This is a genomic window from Enterococcus sp. AZ179 (assembly GCF_050498885.1).
Lineage (GTDB): Bacteria > Bacillota > Bacilli > Lactobacillales > Enterococcaceae > Enterococcus_D > Enterococcus_D entomosocium.
The window spans coordinates 3,524,342-3,539,440 of the sequence record NZ_JBMHEO010000001.1; the positions used below are offsets into that span (position 1 = coordinate 3,524,342).

The window sequence follows — 15,099 nt, forward strand, 5'->3', positions numbered from 1 at the left end:
GAAAGAAGTTTTTCTTGTGAAATGTAAGCGTTTTGGGTTTTGTGATTCCTTATGGCATGCTAGAATAAACTTAGGAGAGAAAGGAGTGTTGGTTATGAGAACATTTACTGGCGGTATTTCACTAAGTCCCCCATTAAAAATGTTAAAAGAAAAATTAATGATCGAACAAGATGAAATTCTTACCTTTTCACCCACGATGGTCTTTATCCCTTTAGCACAACATATTGGTGCTCCGGTGGAACCGATTGTTTCCGTTGGTGATTACGTCAAGCAAGGGCAAGTGATCGCTGAGTCTGATGCGTTTGTATCTGCCAAAATTCATGCATCTGTTTCGGGTAAAATCGTCGACATGGTCGATTGGCCGAATCAAAACAATGAAGAAGGAAAAACCATCATCATTGAAAATGATTATGCTTATCAAAATGATTTTTTGTCAGCCCCCTTCGACTGGCAATCTGCTGCTAACGAAACCATCCTCAACAAAATCCGTCAAGGCGGCGTCGCCGGCAAAGGCGGTGCAACGTTTCCCACCCATGTCAAATTCAGTATTGATGAAACCAAAAAAATCCATACTTTGATCTTAAATGGTTCTGAATGTGAACCGTTCTTACGCAGTGATGCTTTCTTAATGCAAAAAGAAGCCCAGAAAATCATTCACGGTGCAAAGATTGCCCAAAAGTTACTGGATGGTCCAAAAATCATAATAGGCATCGAAGATGACAAACCAAGAGCCATTTCAGCCATGCAAGCCGCAAGTGCAGAGGATGACACGATAGAAGTCGTTACTGTCCCAACTGTTTATCCAACCGGTGGTGAAAAGCAGTTAGTAGAGTTATTGACCGATCAAGAGGTGCCGTTAGGTGGTTTGACTGCCGATATCGGTATCGTCTTGATCAATGTTGCCACCAGCTTTGCCATCGCCGAAGCGGTCTGTTATGACAAACCGTTGATTGAACGCTATACAACCGTTACCGGCGATGTTCAAAATCCCTGCATCGTCAAAAATCCGTTAGGAACACTCGCAGGAGAATTGATCGACTTTGCCGGCGGATTTCAAGGAGCCCCCAGCAAATTGATTCTTGGTGGACCAATGATGGGAAAATCCGTCAAAACCTTGAAAGTTCCGGTCACCAAAGGCAGCAACGGCATCGTTGTTTTTAATGAAGAAACCGATTGGCTCTATGCCGAAAACCCCTGTATTCGCTGCAACAAATGTGTCGAAGCTTGTCCAATGCGCCTCATGCCAATGGAGATCGATCAGTTTTATCGAGCGGGGGATTATCAAAAGTGTGAAGAATTATTGGCAGAAGCATGTATCAATTGTGGTGCCTGTACCTTCGTCTGCCCAGCTAAACGTTCCTTAGCTGCCAATATCACTGCCGCAAAAGGCAAAGTTGCCCAGTTGCAAAAGGAGGCGAAGGAAAGTGCCTGATTATTACAAGGATTCCGATAGCGAACGTCTCTTTCAGCAAAGGAAAAATCAAGAAACACCCCCAAGCCCCCATATTTGCAGCAATGACGAGACCATTAAAATCATGGGGTGTGTGGTATTAGCCTTGCTGCCAGCAGTTTTATTCTCTGGCTATCTTTTTGGATTGAAAGTTTATGGCTTGTTTTTCATTGCACTAGCCACGGCGTTTTCTGCCGACGGACTTTGGTCCTATCTTGTCAAACGGCCGTTTCGCTTCGATTTAAGCATCGTCGTGACGGCCTTGCTTTTAACGATGAACCTCCCACCAACCGCACCTTGGTATTTTCCCGTGATTGGGGTGGCGTTTGCCGTAATCATCGTCAAAGAATTTTTTGGCGGTATTGGTTATAATTTTCTAAATCCAGCCCTCGGCGGTCGAGCCCTGTTGATTGGCTTGTTTTATAACCAAATGTTTCTAATCAGTTGGCCTGATCCACCTTTTGGCAGCATCGCACCTGATGTCGTTTCGCAGGCTACAGCGAACGATGTTGTTTCTGGTGCCACACCATTAGCTGTCATGAAAGCAGGAGAAACGTTGAGTGGCTCTGAACTAGTGGATGCCTTTTTAGGATTTACCGGAGGACGAATCGGTGAAACCAGTGCCTTACTTTTACTGTTGGGTGGGATTTTTCTCGTTTACAAGAAAATCATCTCCCCTCGTATCCCACTGATTATCTTTGCGACGATCGGGCTCTTTGCTTTTATCCTTGGTCCAGAAGGACTTTTTACTGGCAGTTGGCAAACGGTGATCGGGCATATCATCAGTGGTGGTGCCATGTTGGGTGCGATTTATATGGCGACTGATTATTCTTCGACACCAGGAACAAAAGCAGGAGAAAATCTTTTTGCCTTAGGCGTTGGCCTCCTCGTTGTGCTCTTCCGTTTCTTTGGTTTTACAAATGAAGGCATGAGCTATGCCATCTTGATCATGAATTGTTTCACCCCACTTATTGATCGCTTCTTACGCCTTCGCATATTAGGGGAAGGAAAAAAGACCCCGTTCAACCTTAAAATCATGAGCTAAATCGTAAAAAAGGAGGGTTCCTTATGATGATCGCCAATCGGCTAGTGGTCTTTCTAGTCATTCTACTCACAAATTACGCCTGTCAAAATTTGGCACCAACCGTCAAAGAGAAAAAACCGAACGTGACGACACGGGTGGTTTTCCTCTCAGGGATCATTGCGGTCGCTTACTTGTTCAGTGGGTTAAGCTTTTATCTTTTACTTCAAAATCGTTTCGTCTATGGCAATCAAGTGGTCACCAACTTGGTAAGTGCTGCCATCATTGCCTTGATTGCGGGGGGCTTGTGTTTACTGATCGTTCCTGCAAAAAAACGTTTCTTGACGAATGATCTAAAAAAGACGACCCTAGTCAGTGTCTTCTTGCTGACGATCGCCACCGTGACCCAATTTCCCTATACCGATTATTTAACCAATTTATTTGTTGCTGTAGGCATGTATTTCCTCTTTTCTTGTGCTTTGTCAGGGGTTCATACACGGAATCAAATTGCCACGATTCCGCCAATTCTAAAAGGTTTACCACTGGATATCGTAACACTTTTTCTATTCTATCTAAGCTTTTCCTTTCTCAATGGTGTCTTCTTCAATTATTTATTCTAAACAAAAAGCAAGTCCCGCTTTGGCAGCGGAACTTGCTTATTTTTTGCGGAATAACTCTCTGAAGGAACCGATCAAAAAACCAGTCGAAAAAGCATTTTGTGCTTTTTGCTCTTTTTCAGCAGCGATTTTTTGTCGGGTTCGCAGCCCCTTATTGGCATTTTTGGACTTCTTCCCTTCACGGAGTTCTTTCGAAGCCTTTTGAAACTCATTTGAGAAACGATTATACCCAACCATGTCGTTTCCCTCCTTTCTTTGTGCTTGACCTATAATAACGAGGATTTATTATAGGAATTGCCTTTCTGATGCAAATCAGGTAACATAACAGACAGAAAGATGATTTATCCCAGGTTTATCAGAAAGGAAGATCCCATGAACGAAACCCACACTGGATTGTTAGTCAATAGCCGCGTTTTTCAAGAAACGCCAATGATGCTGACAGGTATCCAACTTTTAGAAGACCACAAAATCGTAAATTGCATTATTAAGGATCGCTACTTAGCCAGCTATGTCTTACGCCTTCCATTAAATAAATACCAATTAGAAGTTGAAGGAAAATGGAACAAGCGGGAACAGTTAGTGATCAAACATATGAAGATCAAGAATATCGATGAATTTATTAAAATCGTCGGTACGCCAGAATAACAGGACTCACGAAAAGCAAGTGCAGACAACTGCCCTTGCTTTTTTTCTGAAAAAATCCAACTAATTTTCCCGCGTGTTCCTCCGATGTTTATCGCGACATTCTGGTAAACCGATCGATCAAGGCTTTTTGCTCCTCTTTGATACCGATCGCCAACGGTTTGATCATTAATTTGACAGTGGACGAAGGTGTCTGAATCTGAACTTTTTTATTTACCACACCGCCTAGTTGTAATTTTGTGATCTCATGGATCATAATTGTCTGCATCCCTTTTTCATGAAATTGCAGATCTAACTGAATCAAGTGGATTTTTTCTTCGTCAACCACCACGATAAAATACTTTGGTGTTGGCAGGGCAATCATTTTGGCTTCCTCGGCATAACCAGCCAGTTTTCCATGGAACTTCGCACGGTAGCTTTCTAAATCATCTTTTTTCACGATCCATTTCATCAAAAGCCACATCCTTCCTTAGATACCTTAAGGATACCTGCAGAAAACGCTTTTGCACAACAATATGCCTGCTTGTTTCCTCACATAGCCCCATTCAACACGTTTGATCATCAAAGACTTTTCCTCTAGACATAGACGTTTTTGTCACCACGACTGCTGAGTCAAGCAAAAAGACAGCGAGGCGCTTAGTGCCCTTCGCTGTCTTTATTTGGATAGTAGTGTTGGAAAAGTCGCAGAAAAATCGGTGCCAGCATCAAATAAAAGATGCCATTCCCCGCTGCATGCAACGCATCAAAGCTCACTCCTTGAAAATAGTAAGCCCAAAAGCTAGGAAACCCATAAAGCTTGACACTGATCCAAGATATCACAAAGCCATACGCAAAACCTGCAAATACACTATAAATGACTTGTAAATACAACTTTTTCATAAACAGTTTGCTTTTTGATAATAGATACATTCCAAAAATTACGACGGCATAGCTAATCAATTGGGCAATCGTCCATACCCCCATTCCCATGTAAAAATTGGTAATCAGCATCGAGAGCAGACAAACGATCAATCCACGACTAAGACCTAAATGGATGGTTACTAATAAAAAGATCACCGTCATTGGTTGAACATTGGGTAAAGGTTGAAAAAGTGTCCTGCCGACGACGGCTGCTGCTACAAGCAACCCTAAATAAGCAATTTCTTTTCCAGCAAATACAAGTGGTTTATTCGAATTTTTCATAGGTGAAAACCACTTTATCGTTGTTTCCTAAAAAGGTATCATCTGCCCCAGTCGTAATCATTTCATCATTGATCGTATATGTCCAATAATAGCCAGCTTTTTCATCTTGGGCTAAACCGTCGATGCTGGTGATCATCCCTTGATTTTCTTCCAAGTCAAAGTTCTCTTTCATGATAGTCATCAAAGAAACCCCTTCTTTAAAAGTGACCGTTTTGGTTTCGATCTCCTGGTCTTGCTCTTCACTTTTATTATTGAAGCTGATTTGGGCAGTGCGCTCTTCGGCATTTTGTTGGACTGACGAAGAGTCACTAGAGTAGTCACCCGCATCCATCGATGGTTTGGCACATCCGGCAAAAACCAGACTTAGTAAAAAAATATAACTAAAAATTACTGTTTTCTTCATAATAATGGCTCCTTTGATTTTTTTACAACACCTTATTGTACTAAAAATAAATAAAAAAGGCGAAATTTTTTTGTTCCCCTCTATAGAAAGCATTGTAAATCCATGTGACTATGGGTATACTAGCTTCAATCATTCGTAAGAAGAAATGAAGGAGTGTTGGAAAGATGGATAGAAAAAAAGCGTCCTGTACCACTTTACTAGTAGGAAAAAAAGCATCGATTGACGGCTCGACCATGATTGCCCGTAATGAAGATTCGGGGAGCGGTTCGGAACCGCAAAAATTCGTCGTCATCACCCCAGAACAGCAAGGAAATGAATTTAACGCCGTTTTAAGCGGCTGTCGAATCCGTTTACCTAAGGATCCCTTACGTTATACTTCGACACCTGAAGCAGATGAATCCCAAGGAGTCTGGGCAGCTTCAGGAATCAATGAAGTAAATATCGCCATGACTGCGACAGAAACGATTACGACCAATTCACGCGTTTTGGCCATTGATCCATATGTGGAAGATGGTATCGGGGAAGCTGATTTTGTCAGCATTGTACTGCCTTACATTCATTCCGCTAAAGAAGGTGTTCTTCGCCTAGGGGAACTCTTAGAAATCTATGGGACCTACGAAGCCAACGGGATCGCGTTTTCTGATGCCGAGGAAATTTGGTATATGGAAACCATCGGTGGACATCACTGGGCAGCTGTTCGCATACCAGATGATGCCTATGTCGTGGCACCCAATCGCTTAAACATTGATCACTTCGATTTCGCCTCAGAAATGACGTTGTGTTCGCAGGATCTCGAACAGTTGATTGAAGACTATCAATTAAATCCTGATTTTGAAGGCATTAATCTACGCCATATTTTTGGCAGCTCCTCAGAAAAAGATACCCGTTACAACAACCCGCGGGCATGGTACATTCAAAAACACTTTAGCGGAACAGTTGCTGAACCGATCGATCAAGAGCTCCCGTTTGTATGCTACCCAAAACAAAAGCTATCCGTGGAAGATGTAAAATGGGCATTAAGCTCCCACTTCCAAAATACGCCTTTTGACCCTTACGGTACAGGGACCGAGACACAAAAAACACAATTTCGATCGATTGCTCTCAATCGCAACCAGCAAGTCCATATTTTGCAGATCCGCAACCACGTGCCTGCAGCAATCGCTGGCATTCATTGGCTCGCCTTTGGCCCCAATACCTTCAACGGCGTTGTGCCCTTTTATGCAGCTATCACTAAGACCCCACTTGGCTATTGTGATACGACAAAGACCTACGATCCAACAAATAGCTATTGGTTAGGACGCACCTTGGCGTTGATTGGAGACAGCGACTACGATCGCTATAGTGATCTTGCCAACCGTTTTGAAATGGAAACGATGGCGGCTTGTCGCCGCATCCAACAAGAAACTGATCGTAAATCTTCCGCTGAAAAGGAGCCTACTCGTCTGCTTGAAGAAGCCAACGCTGAGATGGCCGAACTGTATTTAAAAAATGCAACAACGTTACTAGGAAAAATGGTGGAGTCTGGCAGTAATAAAATGGCCTTGCGTTTTTCTTTAGCCGATTAGTCAATCGTTGAAAATAAAAGGATTAACAAAAACTTTACATGGAATTGCAGCAATCTAAACATTGCTCTCCTATACTAAAGATACCAATTCGTTTTCTTTTTCCTTGCTGGTACAAATCAAGCAATTGATTTGTACTGGTCCCCCTATTGAAGACCAGTTGGGAAAAAACGTTGGGAGGAATGAGCATGACTGCAAGTATTTATCGGACTGTCACCAACGAAATTGTTAAAGGTGAAATCATCAAGAGCCAGAGTCAGCAAGATATGCTGATCATTCAAGACAAAAAAGGCTATTTCCATGTCGTTGAACCAATCCCCGCTACTACTACATCAACTCCCCACAGGACCAAAGACTAAAAAATCCACTGGCGATCAGAAAGAATACAGGATCTTTCTGATTGCTCAGTGGGTTCTTTTTTGTTATGTCAAACTCAATGTGAATCGGTTCAATCCATCAATGAGTTTTTCTCGCGAACAGCCAACGTTTAGGCGTAAAAAATTTCTCCCTTCATTCCCATAGATTTCCCCTGACATAATCGCGACTTTTCCCTTACGAATCATTCGTTGCTGCAATTCCACCATCGTTAAATCCAGTGCTGTACAATCAATCCACATAAGATACGTGGCTTCGCTTTTCGTGACCACGAGTTCTGGATGATATTCCTGTAAATAAGCAATCACATAAGCAATGTTATCATCCAGATAGTCATTGAGCTGATCCACCCACTTACTTTCACTATCGTAGGCAGCAATCGTTGCGGTCATGCCAAAAATACTGGTGGAGCTCAACCCATCGGCTTCTTTCAACTGAGTTAAGAAGCGATCACGCAACTTGGAATCAGGAATAATTCCATAAGAATAAATCAACCCTGGGAAATTAAACGTTTTGCTACCCGAAGTAACAAGGGCTACTTTTTTTTGCAACAAATCAATGATTGGTTGATGCCTTTGTCCTTTTCTTACAATATCCATATGAATCTCATCAGAGATGATAAATACATCATGGGTTTTCGCCAATTCGATCATTCGTTGCAACTCATCTTTTTGCCAGACTCTCCCAGTTGGGTTATGAGGACTACATAAGAGAAGAACTTTGTTTTCAGGCTGTGCCATCAATCTTGTTAGCTCTTCAAAATCAATGCGATACGAGTTGGCATCATAGATGAGTGCATTAGGTACGATTTTTCTTTTGTTCTCTTTGATCATTTTATAAAACGCATCATACGCTGGCGTCTGAATAATGATCCCATCTCCTGGATTGCTGAGTAAGGTGACGAGTAGTTTGATGCTATACATGACGGAAGGACTGTAGACCAGCCAATCGCTGTCGATCCTACTTTTAAAGCGTTCAGAATACCATTTGCAGACCGCTTGCTTGAATTCATTATGATTCCAACGTGTATACCCAAATACCGGGTGCTGCATCCGCTTGATAAGTGCCGCTTCAACTGCAGCTGGCACCTTGAAATCCGTATCGGAAATCGTAAATGGCAACAAGTTTTTTTCACCAAAACGGTCTTCCACATAATCCCACTGGGTACAATGGGTTCCTTTACGATTGATTGGCTCATCAAAAAACATTTTCTTCACTCCTACTACTTGACAATTTTGCTAAAGAATCGCATCAAGTTGATTTCTGACTGTTGTTACTTTCGTTCCAATGATTACTTGAACGTTCGTATCATCTAAGTGAACGACCCCAAGCGCACCTAGTTTTTTTAGCCGTTCATCATCAACCAATGTACCATCGTTTAGAACGAGGCGTAGCCGTGTAATGCAATTGTCTAAAGAATCAATATTGCTTGCTCCCCCTAAAGCTGCCAAAATACCATGGGCATCGTAGCCACTCTTTCCAGAATAGGTCATTTCCTCTTCCAACTCATTCGTTTGATCGTTGTTCTCTTCTCTACCAGGTGTCTTCAAGTTCTTGCGAAGGATCACTGTTTTAAAAACAAAGTAATACAGGGCAAACCAGCAAGCTCCTACGATCAGAACGAGCCACCATTTTGTATATGCGCCTTGCATCACGCCAAAGATAAGAAAATCAAGCACGCCCCCATCGGTATTTCCAATCGTGACACCCAATAGACTCATTACCATAAATCCAGCACCTGTCATGATGACATGAAAAATCCATAATAAAGGGCTGATGAATAAGAATAAAAATTCGATTGGTTCAGTAATTCCTGTCACAAAAGTTGCAATGACGCCTGAAATCAACAAGCCTTTTATCTTTGAACGATTCTCAGGTTTTGCTGTCTGGTACATAGCTAATGCTGCTGCCGGTAAGCCAAACATAAAGGTTGGCATTTTCCCTTGAGACAAGAACGCCGTTGCACTTGGTGAGATGCTTAAACCGTTTTGTAATTCCGCATAAAAAATATTTAACGCCCCAAAGACTTGCTGACCATCGATCAGCTTACTTCCCCCTGCTTCGGTAAAGCGAATCATGGAAACCAAAATATGGTGTAACCCAAATGGCAGTAATAAGCGCTCACCTGAACCAAATAAGAACGGACCGAAAGGACCAGCTTGTTGGATCAAATGTCCGATTCCTGTGATGATCATAGCAAACAATGGCCAAATCATCGGAATGATCACCCCGACCACAGCTAAAGTAAGCGAGGTGATGATTGGAACAAACCGGGCTCCTGAAAAGAAGGCAAAACTATCTGGCAATTGAAAATGGTAGAAGCGCGTATGCAATTTATAAACGATCAATCCTGCGATAATACCACCTAGAACACCCATTGATAATGTTTGAATGCCAAAAACGATCTCTTGTCCTGCTTCTCGAAGTTGATCTGCAGTAGCTAATTGATTCGTTTCTTGTAAATAAAAATTGATGGATAAATGCATCACGACATAGCCCACAAAGCCTGAAAATGCCGCAACTCCCTTCTCTTTTCGTGCTAGACCTAAAGGAATCGCCATCGCAAACATGACGGGTAAGTAACTAAAGGCAAACCCACCGATCGTTGACATGAAACGAAAAACCACTTGAAGCCAAGAGGCACCTAAAAATGGGAAAACGTCGATCGTTGAAGAAGATGAAAATGAACTACCAATCCCTAAAAATAAACCCATGAATGCGAGTAAAGCGACTGGCAACATAAATGTTTTCCCAAGTCCTTGAAAAATTTCCATCCAGCTTGCTTTCTTTCCTTTTTGCATATCATTTCCTCCTAACACTTTTATCTCTTAAAATGTAAACGATATCAAGAAGGCTTACAATACAGTTACCAAAACAAGAATGACCATTCACAAAATGGAATGGTCATTCAGGATCAAGTCCTGGTTCGATTTGATTGGCGTATTGAATAATTAAAATATCCAGTAACGCTGCTAAAGAGATCCGTGGGCTCAAATCGACTTCATGATGATAAATCGTTGTCATTTCAACAGAAAAAGAGAAGGTGGCAAGCTTTTCCAACGTGCTTGTTGATTGACCAATACAGGCTAAAATCGGCACACCTCTTTGTTTCAACCGGTTAGCATAATTTAGCATCCCGATTGTTTCCCCACTATGACTAATAAAAATAGCCATATCTTTTTTTGATAGTTGATTAGCGATGGTTGTCAATTCATCCCAATCCGTTGAAGCGCCAACCGTTTTTCCTAAGAACCGCAACTTTCGACTCGCAGATAATGCAACCGGCGCACTTTGCCCTAAAGCAAAAAATTCGATTCGTTGTGCTTGCTGCAACATTTCCACGGCACGCTGAAAGTCAGCCTCTTCAATCATTGATAAGGATGTCGTCAGCTGGTCAATCATTTGCTTGATCAGTGGGGATAAGCCAAGAGAAGCTTGAGTAGATGATTTTCTTTCAAGAGTTTGATAATTCTTCAGTGAAAATTTGAATTCTTGAAAACCGGTAAAGCCAAGCTTTTTTGCCATTCTGCTGATCGTCGCTTGACTGGTGTACGTTTGGGAAGCTAACTCATCGGCCGTCATTTCTGAAACTTTCTCGGGCGCCCTTAAACAATAGTTAAGGACCGTTCTTTCTACTCGGTTCAGCTCTGGAATTTTGTATTGGATTCGTTTATATAAATGATTCATCACCTGCTTCTCCTCCCTACTATTGCTTCATTCTTCCGTCTCCACTATGCTTCATTTACTCATTATACCTTCCCTCAACAAAAGTACAAACTGATGATGAATGGCTTGAAATAAAAAAAGGACTCACCCTTTGAGGAGTGAGCCATCTTTGTTATTTTCTTTGCATCGGTCATCTGTAGACAGTCACTTCAGTAAACTCTTGCCCGTTGCCGTAATCATTTTCTTTCGTTTGACGCTTTCCATCAATTCGTTGTTTGCAACTGGCAAGTCCATTTTCGACATAGTTCACTGTATTTGCAACGATCCTTATTATAGTTGCTAGACCTTTCATCAAGGGATCATTTGATTCCATCCTCTATTCCCCCATTTCTATCACGCTTAAGCCGCTACTGGCTTTTTCTTATAACAAGTATAAAAGAAGTACCTTAAACGAAACTAAAAGAGAAGAACTTCGACAAAAAGAAAAGCAGACTAGTTTCTCTTTTTGGTAAAATATGGTAAATGTAATAGGAAAGGATGATCAGTCTCATGATAAAAACTTTAGTGGTAGCCAGCCATCCGGATTTCCACAATTCGCTTTCCCAACGATTCTTTAGTGAAAGTGCCAAGCTTCCTAACGTCACCATGCATTTCCTTGATGATCTTTCTGATTTTTCTCTCGCCAATGAACGGATGCTGTTGCAAACATGCGATCGTTTGATTCTACAATTCCCCCTATATTGGTACAGCGTTCCAGCAAAAATGAAAGCTTGGATCGATACGGTTTGGGAAAAATGTGCCCCTGCATTGGTGGGCAAGGAAATCAGTTTCGCCGTTTCTACCGGCGTTGCCGCCAAAGAATTTCAGCTAGGCGGCCGAGAAAATACGACCTTCAATGAAATTTTGCACCCACTGGTACTCATGGCAAAAAAACACCAAATGACGGTACTCCCCATCGTTGTCCTCGATCAACTGATGTATAAATCAGAACAAGAGAAACGAGCCTTTGTCATTGCCTATCAGCAACTTTTATCAATGCCGGCTCCCTTTACATTTGATCAAAAGCAACAATGGTTTAGCGAAAAGCTGGCGCGTTTGGTTTCTGAAAAACCGCAGCTTGCTCCTTTGCTATCCTTGTTGCAGGAAAACCATGAAACGTTGATCGAATTAGATGACGCTTTAACTGAGTTGGAGGTGCTGTGATGGATCACGAATGGCTGAAGCCACTGATAGAGCAGTCAATAAAAGAAACAGCTGACTATCACGAAAAAGCATTTTTGCAAGAACTAGAGAAGTTGCTTCATCAGCAAGAAATTCGAATCGAATTGAAACAAGGAGAACTTGACGGAAAATTGTGGAATCCTAGTGAATGGTAAAATCTGCACTTGTATCCAAGAAAAAACTTTGGTCCACCTAGCTATAAAACATGCTGGGTGGGCCAAAGTTTTTTTGAATCGTTTCTTTTGCTTGTTAACTAGGATTCGCACATACTCTTTGTAGCAGCGATATAGGCTGCTTGCAAACGTTTCGTGATCGAACCCAATGTACCATTGCCAACTGATTTCCCATCTACTTTGACGATAGGCACAATTTCCCAGACAGAATTGGTCAAAAAACATTCTTGCGCGTTGTTTAGTACCTCAACAGGGACAGGTTCTTCTCGATAAGGAATTTCTAATTGCTGACACAACTGTAGCACCTTCATTTTCGTGATACCTGGTAATACCAAGCGTCCATCCGGATGTGTATAGACGATACCATCAATGACAAACCAGAGATTTGATGCCGAAGCTTCCGTGAAACATCCATCTCGTTGCAGGAGTGCATCATCGAACCCCGCTTCGATCGCTTGATCTAGCGCTAACAGATTTCCTAACAAGCTCAATGATTTGATATCACAATGCAACCAACGCTCATCTGGAAGAACGGTCGCAGATAGCCCTGCATGCTGCATTTCCAGAGTTCGTTCAAAGGGGATCACATTTGCGGTCACGACTCCTTTGACTGCTCCAGCAGACGGAAACTCGTGATTGCGGGGAGAGGCGATTCCTCTGGTGATTTGAAGATAGATCTCTCCTTCTGTGATTCCTTCGGTTTTAACCAGTAACTTAAGGTTTTCAGTTAATTGGGGAATTGTATAAGGCAACGTCAGTTTAATTTTTTGCGCACTACTTTCTAAGCGAGTCATATGCTCCCCTAACATAAAGCAGCGACCATTATAGATTCGAATCACTTCATAGATTCCGTCACCATACTGATAACCGCGATCTTCAATGTCAATTTTCACCGCTTCTCGATCAACGATTTGATCGTTCCATAAAACCTTCATTTCCTCACTCCTATCGTCCTTCTCGTTTCAATAAGTATAGCATTTGTCTTGAGGCCTTGCTACGTAGTGCTTAAAAACAAAAAAACCTGCTGATGGAGACCGCTCCAACAGCAAGGTAGAACATTTTCGTTATAATGAATCTTTATCAATTACAGATCGTTCTAATTTTCGTTCTTGAAAAAAACGCAACAATGTACCAGACATTGCCATCACGATCGAATACACTGGCAGTGCCACGATCATGCCTACAAATCCAAGCAAGTTGCCGGCAATCAATAAAAAGAAAACCGCAATGATTGGATGGATATGCAATACTTTTTTCATCACTAATGGTGAAACAAGATACGATTCACCTAACTGAATGATCGTGATTCCGACAATCAGAAAAATAGCTGTTCGAATGTCTTGACTTAACGCAAATAAAAAGGCTGGTGCTGCTCCGATAAAGGGGCCGAAATAAGGAATAATGTCCAGAACGCCGCAAATTAATCCTAATAGTAAGGCATTTTGTAAGCCTAGCAAAGAAAAAATGAAATAGCTTGAAACCGCAACATAAGAACAAACCAGCAATTTCCCACCGATGTACGCTGACGCTGCTTGATGAAAATCACTACAAAGTTGTCGCATTAAGCCTTGATAGTTTTTCGGTGTCTTACTTGCCAAAAAATCAGGAACTTTCTCACCGTCTTTAAACATATACACTAATAACAGTGGGATCGTAAACAAGACGATCGCTGAATGAGAAACGATGGAGATCAAACTCGTCAGACTATTGGTTGCCCCGGTAATAAACTGTAAGGCAAAGTTGCTAGCTTGGGAAATATCAATCGAATCAATAAAAGGACCAAATAATTCTTCTAAATAAGAATGATCAATAGTATCGATCACCAAATTGATGATGATGGGAATTTGATTGATAAAACGCCCCATCTCATAGGCTAATGCTGGTCCAATCACCTGAACGATCAAATACGCTGCAAAAACGATCAGCAGCAATGTCGAATATAGCGCAATGCTTTTCTTTTTCGTTCTTTTTTTTACCCAATTAAAGAAAGGTAAAAAGATGTAAAAAATAAAAATTGAAATCAATACTGGTAAAAAGACACTAGAAAAGATGGCTTCCAGTGGTCGAAAGACAAACAGTATATTTGAATAGATCCAGACCGCGATCCCTAAGAGACAGACGATCACTAGACCTGCAAAAATTTTTGATTTTTTAAGAAACTCCAATAATAAATCCTCCTGATTCTAGAAAGTAATTCAACTTCTTTCAGTTTAGCATAATTTTAAAAACGAAGGATGATTTCAAGAAGAATTTTTCAAAAATCCATGTTTTTCATAGCAAACTTTCAATTAATTTAATTTTTTTCATCTCTATATCTCGAATCTAATCAATTTTGATGAGCTGAAAACGGCAATGGAATATGCAACCGTCTGACAAAGTAGACTGCTGAAGCAAACTGGAGCAACCCTAGCAAAAAGAAAATCACATGCAAGACATTCCATTCTCGTAATAAGATGACCTGCACGATGATCCAGACAACTAAACTCATGCCTAAAAGCATTACCCCGTGGTACCCTTTGTTAAGCCGCAAGAGGAAAACAACAATCAGATTACCCAAACCTAAGATAGCGAACAAAAACAAGCCGGGAATTAAGAAGGTCGTGAAGGGTGTTCCTTGCAGCATGGCCGCTTCCAAACCAGCAAATGTCTCCCCTTTGCTTAACGGCTCAATGCTTTTAAACGCCAATAGACTTCCTCCACAAGCGCCAACACCAATAAAGAGACACAAAAAAAGTAACGCAAAGCGCATCTTCATTTTTCTCCACTCCTTCATCAAACCCAACGCAA

At 41.5% G+C, this 15,099-nt stretch carries 19 protein-coding genes; 8 read left to right on the forward strand and 11 right to left on the reverse strand.

Annotation, left to right across the window (positions count from 1 at the left end; translation table 11 throughout):
• The first annotated feature begins 94 nt into the window (after positions 1–94).
• Genes rsxC through IGI88_RS16595 form a run of 3 tightly spaced genes read left to right on the forward strand, consistent with a single transcriptional unit; the run spans position 95 to position 3,091 of the window.
• The gene (gene rsxC / locus IGI88_RS16585; RefSeq protein WP_042890379.1) at positions 95–1,432 is read left to right on the forward strand and encodes an electron transport complex subunit RsxC; all 1,338 of its coding nucleotides are present in this window, start codon (positions 95–97) and stop codon (positions 1,430–1,432) included.
• Positions 1,425–2,495, forward strand: a complete 1,071-nt coding sequence (locus IGI88_RS16590; protein ID WP_429960814.1) for an RnfABCDGE type electron transport complex subunit D — start codon at positions 1,425–1,427, stop codon at positions 2,493–2,495. Before rsxC ends, IGI88_RS16590 begins: the two co-directional genes overlap by 8 nt.
• 23 nt (positions 2,496–2,518) lie before the next feature.
• The gene (locus IGI88_RS16595; RefSeq protein WP_005236140.1) at positions 2,519–3,091 is read left to right on the forward strand and encodes a hypothetical protein; all 573 of its coding nucleotides are present in this window, start codon (positions 2,519–2,521) and stop codon (positions 3,089–3,091) included.
• 36 nt (positions 3,092–3,127) lie between these two features.
• On the opposite strand, the gene IGI88_RS16600 is transcribed toward IGI88_RS16595, so the two are convergent.
• Positions 3,128–3,325 (reverse strand): hypothetical protein, encoded by a 198-nt coding sequence (locus tag IGI88_RS16600; RefSeq protein ID WP_005236143.1) that lies wholly within the window; start codon positions 3,323–3,325, stop codon positions 3,128–3,130.
• Positions 3,326–3,460: 135 nt separating this feature from the next.
• Between IGI88_RS16600 and IGI88_RS16605 the strand changes: the two genes are divergently transcribed.
• A complete protein-coding gene (locus tag IGI88_RS16605; protein WP_005226206.1) occupies positions 3,461–3,733 on the forward strand; it encodes a hypothetical protein in 273 nt (90 codons plus the stop codon).
• Positions 3,734–3,821: 88 nt separating this feature from the next.
• Here IGI88_RS16605 and IGI88_RS16610 read toward each other — a convergent pair whose 3' ends face one another.
• From IGI88_RS16610 to IGI88_RS16620, 3 genes are all read right to left on the reverse strand, one after another.
• Positions 3,822–4,193 (reverse strand): hypothetical protein, encoded by a 372-nt coding sequence (locus IGI88_RS16610; RefSeq protein ID WP_005236147.1) that lies wholly within the window; start codon positions 4,191–4,193, stop codon positions 3,822–3,824.
• Positions 4,194–4,366: 173 nt separating this feature from the next.
• Positions 4,367–4,912: an ECF transporter S component gene (locus IGI88_RS16615; protein WP_016612116.1), complete on the reverse strand. Its 546-nt coding sequence runs from the start codon at positions 4,910–4,912 to the stop codon at positions 4,367–4,369.
• Positions 4,896–5,315, reverse strand: coding sequence for a DUF4430 domain-containing protein (locus IGI88_RS16620; RefSeq protein WP_042890380.1), 420 nt, complete (start codon positions 5,313–5,315; stop codon positions 4,896–4,898). Before IGI88_RS16620 ends, IGI88_RS16615 begins: the two co-directional genes overlap by 17 nt.
• A gap of 164 nt (positions 5,316–5,479) precedes the next feature.
• Here IGI88_RS16620 and IGI88_RS16625 point away from each other — a divergent pair, with 164 nt between their 5' ends.
• The gene (locus tag IGI88_RS16625; RefSeq protein WP_016619963.1) at positions 5,480–6,880 is read left to right on the forward strand and encodes a C69 family dipeptidase; all 1,401 of its coding nucleotides are present in this window, start codon (positions 5,480–5,482) and stop codon (positions 6,878–6,880) included.
• A 185-nt stretch (positions 6,881–7,065) separates the two neighbouring features.
• Positions 7,066–7,236: a hypothetical protein gene (locus IGI88_RS16630; RefSeq protein ID WP_005236154.1), complete on the forward strand. Its 171-nt coding sequence runs from the start codon at positions 7,066–7,068 to the stop codon at positions 7,234–7,236.
• A gap of 63 nt (positions 7,237–7,299) precedes the next feature.
• On the opposite strand, the gene IGI88_RS16635 is transcribed toward IGI88_RS16630, so the two are convergent.
• The 4 genes from IGI88_RS16635 to IGI88_RS16650 form a co-directional block, all read right to left on the reverse strand.
• Positions 7,300–8,460 (reverse strand): MalY/PatB family protein, encoded by a 1,161-nt coding sequence (locus tag IGI88_RS16635; protein WP_429960815.1) that lies wholly within the window; start codon positions 8,458–8,460, stop codon positions 7,300–7,302.
• Positions 8,461–8,490: 30 nt separating this feature from the next.
• A complete protein-coding gene (gene malX, locus IGI88_RS16640) occupies positions 8,491–10,053 on the reverse strand; it encodes a maltose/glucose-specific PTS transporter subunit IIBC (protein ID WP_429960816.1) in 1,563 nt (520 codons plus the stop codon).
• Positions 10,054–10,156: 103 nt separating this feature from the next.
• Entirely contained in the window at positions 10,157–10,939 is a 783-nt protein-coding gene (locus tag IGI88_RS16645; protein WP_005236161.1) for a MurR/RpiR family transcriptional regulator, read from the reverse strand.
• 169 nt (positions 10,940–11,108) lie between these two features.
• A complete protein-coding gene (locus tag IGI88_RS16650; protein WP_008381949.1) occupies positions 11,109–11,291 on the reverse strand; it encodes a hypothetical protein in 183 nt (60 codons plus the stop codon).
• Positions 11,292–11,455: 164 nt separating this feature from the next.
• Between IGI88_RS16650 and IGI88_RS16655 the strand changes: the two genes are divergently transcribed.
• Entirely contained in the window at positions 11,456–12,121 is a 666-nt protein-coding gene (locus IGI88_RS16655) for an NAD(P)H-dependent oxidoreductase (RefSeq protein ID WP_016612106.1), read from the forward strand.
• A complete protein-coding gene (locus tag IGI88_RS16660; protein WP_005236169.1) occupies positions 12,121–12,294 on the forward strand; it encodes a hypothetical protein in 174 nt (57 codons plus the stop codon). The genes IGI88_RS16655 and IGI88_RS16660 overlap by 1 nt, the downstream gene beginning before the upstream one ends.
• Positions 12,295–12,392: 98 nt before the next feature.
• Here the strand turns inward: IGI88_RS16660 and dat are convergent, their stop codons facing one another.
• From dat to IGI88_RS16675, 3 genes are all read right to left on the reverse strand, one after another.
• Complete coding sequence (gene dat, locus IGI88_RS16665; RefSeq protein ID WP_429960817.1) at positions 12,393–13,247, reverse strand: D-amino-acid transaminase; 855 nt, start codon at positions 13,245–13,247, stop codon at positions 12,393–12,395.
• A 129-nt stretch (positions 13,248–13,376) separates the two neighbouring features.
• Positions 13,377–14,477 carry an AI-2E family transporter gene (locus tag IGI88_RS16670; protein ID WP_429960818.1) on the reverse strand — a complete coding sequence of 367 codons (1,101 nt, stop codon included), beginning with the start codon at positions 14,475–14,477 and terminating at the stop codon, positions 13,377–13,379.
• A gap of 161 nt (positions 14,478–14,638) precedes the next feature.
• A complete protein-coding gene (locus IGI88_RS16675; protein WP_244733605.1) occupies positions 14,639–15,067 on the reverse strand; it encodes a hypothetical protein in 429 nt (142 codons plus the stop codon).
• Positions 15,068–15,099 lie beyond the last annotated feature (32 nt).